This is a genomic window from Metabacillus sp. RB-C-LZQ-3-1 (assembly GCF_058315175.1).
Map to the genome: position 1 here is coordinate 1 of NZ_JBZFLI010000043.1, position 6,560 is coordinate 6,560.

The window sequence follows — 6,560 nt, forward strand, 5'->3', positions numbered from 1 at the left end:
TTTTTTCAGAACAACCGTTTATTGAGAAGGGATGGTATGCATGAGAAGAGTTGATGTAAAAGAGAAGGCAAGAACCCGGGAATTGCGTGTTCTTGAGCAGTGGAAACAAAATGAGACTTTCCACAAATCGATCGAAAACCGAAATGGAAAACCGAACTTCGTTTTTTATGAGGGCCCCCCTACTGCAAACGGAAAGCCACATATTGGGCCATGCTTGGACGTGTCATTAAAGACTTCATCTGCCGCTACAAAACAATGTCCGGTTTCCGTGTCGTCCGCAAAGCTGGATGGGACACGCACGGCCTTCCTGTTGAACTGGGCGTTGAAAAGCAATTAGGTATCTCAGGAAAACAAGAGATCGAAAAGTACGGCATTGCTGAATTCGTTAAGAAATGTAAAGACAGCGTGTTCGAGTATGAAAAGCAGTGGCGCGAACTGACAGAAGCGATTGCCTACTGGACGGACATGGATCATCCATACATCACGCTAACGAACGATTATATTGAGAGCGTGTGGAATATTTTATCCGTTATTCATAACAAAGGATTGCTGTACAGAGGGCATCGTGTCAGTCCTTATTGCCCGGATTGTCAAACCACCCTCAGCTCTCACGAAGTAGCACAGGGCTATGAGGATGTCAAAGATTTGAGTGCCACGGTCAAATTTAAAAGCAAACAAGGCTGTGAAACATTTCTTGCTTGGACGACAACACCCTGGACGCTTCCCGCAAATGTTGCATTGGCGGTAAATAAGGACATTGACTACGTTAAAGTAAAACAAAATGGTGAAGTCTACATTGTCGCGGAAAAGCTGGCGGAGAAGGTCTTGAAGGCAGATTATGAGATTTTGTCCAAGCATAAGGGTTCGGAATTTGTAGGTATTCTTTATGAACCGCCTTTCAGCTATATTCATGCGAACAAAGGACATATCGTTGTGGATGCCGATTATGTCAGCGATACGAGCGGCACCGGGATCGTTCATATTGCACCTGCACACGGGGAGGACGACTACCGCACCGCCAAGCAACACAAACTAGATTTCGTGAATGTCGTCAATTCAGCCGGTTGTTATACCGAACAGATTACGGACTATGCTGGGCGTTTCGTTAAGGATTGCGACATCGATATGGTTAAAGATTTATCCAAACGCAGCTTACTGTTTTCCAAAGAACGTTACGAGCATAGCTATCCTTTTTGCTGGCGGTGCAAATCTCCGCTGCTCTACTATGCTACGGAAAGTTGGTTTATCAAGACGACCGCGGTTAAAGAACAACTGCTCGAAAATAACAGAAAAATCAATTGGTATCCATCTCATCTTCAGGAAGGGCGTTTTGGAAAATTCCTCGAGGAGCTCATCGATTGGAACATTAGCCGAAACCGCTATTGGGGTACGCCGCTTAATGTATGGATTTGCCGGGATTGTGGGTCCGAGTATGCACCCGGCAGTCTAAAGGAACTGAAGGAGAAATCTATGCAGCCGTTAGCTGAAAACCTGGAGCTGCATATACCTTACGTGGACGACATAGTTCTACGCTGTTCCTGCGGCGCGAGGATGCAAAGAACGCCGGAAGTCATCGATGTCTGGTTTGACAGTGGATCGATGCCTTTTGCGCAGTACCATCACCCGTTCGGAGACGAGAAGCTGTTCGATGAGCAGTACCCTGCCGATATCATTTGCGAAGGAATTGACCAGACGAGAGGCTGGTTCTTCAGCCTGTTGGCCGTCTCAACTCTATATAACGGTAAATCTCCATACAAAGCCGTCATTTCAACCGGACATGTACTTGATGAAAGCGGCCAAAAGATGTCGAAGAGCAAAGGCAATGTCATCGACCCTTGGGAAATCATCGAAGAGTTCGGTGCAGATGCGTTCCGCTGGGCTTTGCTGTCCGATAGTGCTCCGTGGAACAGCAAGCGATTCTCGAAGCAAATCGTAGCTGAAGCTAAATCGAAAGTGATCGACACACTGGTTAATGTTCATTCGTTTTATGCGCTATACGCGACGATTGATCAATATACTAAGGAAGACCATCCGAAGATGGCCTCCGCGAATGAATTGGACCGCTGGATATTGTCGCGGCTGAACAGCACGTTGCAAGAGGTTACGAAAGGTCTCGAAGTGAACGACTTTTTGAATCCGGCGAAGCAAATCGAAGTGTTGATCGACGATCTCAGCAACTGGTTCATCCGCCGTTCGCGTGACCGTTTTTGGGGCAGTGAAATGACCGTGGATAAGGTATCCGCCTATCAGACCCTGGAGGAAGTATTGCTGACGATTGCCCGAATGATGGCTCCGTATACTCCGTTTATTGCAGAAGATATTTTCGGTAACCTTGGAGGAAAAGGAAGCGTTCATCTGACGGATTTCCCGAAAGTGAATGAATTCGCCGGAGATAATAAACTGGAAGCCGAAATGGGAACCGTGAGGCAGATCGTCGAGTTGGCAAGAAGCGTTCGAAATGAAACCGGAATTAAAACTCGGCAGCCGTTGTCTGAGCTGATTATTTTGCATAACCATGATTTTAACTTGGCCAGGTTCGAAGATATCATTAAGGACGAAATGAATGTGAAGGAAATCCGGATCGAACAAAACGATAGCGAACTTGTCGATTTCAAACTTAAATTGAATTTGAAAGTGGCCGGCAAAAAGTATGGTAAATTCGTCGGTTCTCTTCAAAATCAATTAAAGGAACTGACCGCTCACGAAACCAAACAAATAGTCAATCATGGTTTTTTCAACACAACCATTGCCGATGAAAATTTTCATATCTCGATTGACGAGCTACTTATAGAAAAACATGCTAAAGAGGGCTTCGCTTCGACAGCCGGTTACCAAATGAACGTCGCTCTGAATACGGTAATCACTGAGGATCTGTTTCAAGAAGGTGTTGTACGTGAAGTCATTCGCGCTATTCAGGACTACCGTAAGAAACTGGATCTGCCGATTGAGAAACGCGTGAACCTCGTACTTGATGTCGACCCGAAGGTGAAAGAAGCAATTGAGCGGTTCGAACACGTATTGAGAGAAAACGTGCTTCTGTCAAGGATCAGATACGATGATAAGGAAGGAATGGAAATGGTTTCGATCGAGGGAAAAAATGTAGGAATTCTCATCGAGTAGCTTATTTTTAGGAGCAAATAGAAACCTAGACTTTAATTTATCTAAAGTAGAGGAACGGTTGGCTTGAAAAAAACGTTTGGTCTACGGTATAAGTTCATGTAAATGAAATTTATGCCGTAGACTGAAGGAGGAGTGGAACCGTATGTAGTAGTAGTCGTTCGTCGGATTTACTCGGATACGCCTGTGATTACGGAGGGATTTGCGGGTTGGAGCTTGGGCCGAATAAAATTACAATCAACGCGATAGCGCCGGGGCCGGTGAACATGGAACTGTTTACCGCCGGGAAATCTATGGGTTGTCATTCAAATGTTTACTTGATTGCAGACGCTGAAGCGAGTGCAGATACATTGAATCCTTTTACGATGAGCCATACTGCTAAGATCATTTCATTAGCTGCTACTGGTAGTGCCAAAATAGAACCCCAAACAGAAACTTGCTGAATGACACCGAACATGACTAATAATGCTTCAAGGAAAACAAGAGTTGCCCCAATCATACCTAAAATGGGTATAAATTTGGGCACAAGCTTGGTTTTATAAAATATATAACTATACATCATAGTGTTAATGCCAAGCATAAAACTAGGACCAAGTAAAAATGTCCAGTCATGTATCGCTTTTAATGCTGTCCCTGTTGCTTGGAAAGAAGCAATGTTCGGAGACGCTGTTGCTACAAATTCCCTACTTAAGGTCAAAAGAGACAAAACGCTGATGATACCAACCGTAATAATGACGGCTTCAAGAAATCTAAAGCAAACATGCCAAAGAGCAATAGTTTCGTTGTACTTTCTTAAATACGGAAACATCGTTGTTGAAGTGCCGACCGCAGAAACGACGAGAATTAATTCCAGTAATGCTCCAACGATCACCTGAGTGGCATGCTTAGAACCTTCAATCAGGTAATCGGGATCTTTTAGGATAGGATTGTATAAAATTAGACCTATTATTGCTGTAATTGCTGCAAGTATAAACAGTACACCTACAATGAATGAACTCTTTTTGATAGAAAAATTCATTTGTTGTCTCTCCTTCATTTCATAAATTTATAGTCAGTACAAGGAAATCATCGCAGTTCTTACTCCTTTGAGTTATCCCCGTAAAAGAATACCTCTTCCAAAGGTAAGTTGAAGGCGTGAGCAATGCGAAAAGCCAGTTCCAGAGAGGGGGAGTAGTTACCCTTTTCCAGGGCAACAATAGTTTGTCTTGTTACGCCCACCTTGTCAGCCAGCTGCTGCTGGGTCATTTCATTATGGTTGAACCGTAATTTTCGGATGTGATTGCCGACAAGATTTTTGCCCATATTAGACTCCTTTCCTGTAATGGTAAAGTTTCGTTATAGAGCCGGTCACATCGGAAATGAATCCTGAAGCGATCAGGATCATGAACATCACCTGTGACGGCTGATCAATGACCAGCGAACCCATGGCAAGAAGAAAGCCGAGAATAAACACAAAAAATGAGTTTCGGAAGGCTTTCAAGTCAATGAGCTTATCCAGTTCATCCGCAAATGTCGGTTCCTTTTCTCCGGTCGTCATCCTAAAGACCATGTTAAAAATAATGCTGATAATGATATGCGCGACGATTGAAACCAATGTCAAGAAGAGAACGAAGGAACCCCAATAATGAAAGGTTTCCGTCGACTTCAGCCCCTCCTTGGGAAACTGCGGGTACATGTACGCACAATACGATCCGAAAATGATTATTGCGCTGATCAACGATACGATGCTCTTCTTTTCTTGATAGGTCATGCACTACACCACCTTTACATTTTTAAGTTAAGTTTGATATACATCATGTAATGAATTCCATACATAATGTAAAGTTTATTATACACTAAAAGCCGGACACCGCCTACTAGGGTTCCAGCCAATCGAACAGCTTTAGGGATTGGATCAGTTATAAGTATCTCACTAAAGATTTCCATACCTTTATTTTCAAATTTGGCAACAATTTAGGATGAATCCTAAGAAAATAAGGTCAACCAGAAAAAACTGGTTAACCTTATAATAAGAACGTATCCGTTTAGCGTAGGGGCCTGATTTTCCGCTGCCGCATGGTGTAAAGGACTGAACGTCTAATTTACTCTAAATCTTCCATCTTTAGCATTTCCGACTCATACGATCGGAAGGCATTTTCCATCCCCATGACCACATCTTTAATCTTCGTGTACCCTTTAGTGTAAGGAAGCGAATCTCTGATTTCTTCCCACATATAGTGGTATTGACGCAAGTCCTCTGTCTCGCATACGGCGAAATCCGTATATTCTTTCCCGGGCAGCGCCTCCGCATCAAAGAAACGTACCTTTACGTGCTGTTCGTATTTTTGAATGATTTCCTGTAACGATGCCGCATGTTTCCTTCGTTCCTCCCGAGGCAATGCTAGCCAGGAAGGATAAAACTCCAGCAACACAATCATCATGTACCGCATCTCTTCATCACCTTTGCCCTTTATTTATTCCTATTTTAGCAATGAAGTGACCGCAGCACATTAACATAGGTTAATCATTTCCCGACCGGAGCAGGCGGCTGAGGGAAACCGGAGAAATGCCTAAATATGACGCAATGTGGTACTGTGGGATGCGCTTTTCCAAACCGGGGTATTTTACCAAAAACGCCTCATACCTTTGCTTCGCATTCAAATACAGAAGCTCACGCTCCCTCTCTTCCTTTCGGGTATATAACCTTTCGACGCTTTTGCGTACGAACCTTTCCCATGGATGGCTGATGTCCATAAGCTCCTGGAGTACGCCATAAGATATTTCAATAACGGTGGAATCCTCCATTGCTTCGATCGTAAAAGAGGAAGGCACCCCCATCAACATTGCACCGTATGAAGTAGCAAAATCGTTTGCCAACGTAAATGCTACGTTGTATTCCCTGCCATCGGAAAGCGGGTAAAACAGACGAAATAAACCTTCCGTGCAGAAGTAAGCATGGTTCACCAATTCTCCTGCTCGAATAATCGATGCTCCTTTGGAGATCCGCTTTATATATGTCCGCTCAACCAGCAAGCTCCAATCTTCATCTGACAGTACTGCTGCTTGGGGAAGCGTTTTTAATGAGGTGTAGTATTTGTCCATAAGTCCTCATGTAAATGGTTTAGGATCTTGGCTTTCATTTAAGATCGTCGAAATTCCGTAATAGGCGCCTCTCCAGCCCATTCTCGTCGGTTATCAGTTCCTTCATGATCGGAATACTCATATCGGTATTCGGGTTGTATTTAAGGCCCCAATGCATAATGGCAAATACAACCGGAAACAGATCAAGTGCTTTTTGTGTGGGCCGGTACATCGTTTGTGCGCGGTTCGTCTCGCCTTCTATTTTTACGAGTAAGCCCGTTTCAACGAGCGATTGGAGCCGTGCGCTCAATATATTGGTTGAGATACGCTCGCGCGAAGCAAGAAACTCGCGGTAATATCGCTTATTGTGGATGAGGACATCG

7 protein-coding genes and 1 pseudogene are annotated in these 6,560 nt (G+C 44.0%); 2 read left to right on the plus strand and 6 right to left on the minus strand.

Translation table 11 applies throughout. The features are described 5' to 3' along the window. Positions 1–40: 40 nt before the first annotated feature. A pseudogene (gene ileS, locus AC4GZ8_RS26110) lies at positions 41–2,469 on the plus strand (isoleucine--tRNA ligase); the annotation flags it as partial. Positions 2,470–2,835: 366 nt separating this feature from the next. Next, positions 2,836–3,120, plus strand: a complete 285-nt coding sequence (locus AC4GZ8_RS26115; RefSeq protein WP_491084811.1) for a DUF5915 domain-containing protein — start codon at positions 2,836–2,838, stop codon at positions 3,118–3,120. A gap of 310 nt (positions 3,121–3,430) precedes the next feature. On the opposite strand, the gene AC4GZ8_RS26120 is transcribed toward AC4GZ8_RS26115, so the two are convergent. The 6 genes from AC4GZ8_RS26120 to AC4GZ8_RS26145 all read right to left on the minus strand — a co-directional run. Further along, a complete protein-coding gene (locus AC4GZ8_RS26120) occupies positions 3,431–4,135 on the minus strand; it encodes a DUF4386 domain-containing protein (protein ID WP_491084805.1) in 705 nt (234 codons plus the stop codon). A gap of 59 nt (positions 4,136–4,194) precedes the next feature. Continuing rightward, positions 4,195–4,419 (minus strand): helix-turn-helix transcriptional regulator, encoded by a 225-nt coding sequence (locus AC4GZ8_RS26125; RefSeq protein WP_491084806.1) that lies wholly within the window; start codon positions 4,417–4,419, stop codon positions 4,195–4,197. A 1-nt stretch (position 4,420) separates the two neighbouring features. Then, positions 4,421–4,867 carry a hypothetical protein gene (locus AC4GZ8_RS26130; protein ID WP_491084807.1) on the minus strand — a complete coding sequence of 149 codons (447 nt, stop codon included), beginning with the start codon at positions 4,865–4,867 and terminating at the stop codon, positions 4,421–4,423. Positions 4,868–5,198: 331 nt separating this feature from the next. Then, positions 5,199–5,546, minus strand: coding sequence for a darcynin family protein (locus tag AC4GZ8_RS26135; RefSeq protein ID WP_491084808.1), 348 nt, complete (start codon positions 5,544–5,546; stop codon positions 5,199–5,201). A gap of 70 nt (positions 5,547–5,616) precedes the next feature. Then, positions 5,617–6,198, minus strand: a complete 582-nt coding sequence (locus tag AC4GZ8_RS26140; protein ID WP_491084809.1) for a Crp/Fnr family transcriptional regulator — start codon at positions 6,196–6,198, stop codon at positions 5,617–5,619. Between the two features lie 34 nt (positions 6,199–6,232). Then, positions 6,233–6,560 (minus strand): winged helix-turn-helix transcriptional regulator (locus AC4GZ8_RS26145; protein ID WP_491084810.1); only part of this gene is annotated, 328 nt, incomplete at its 5' end.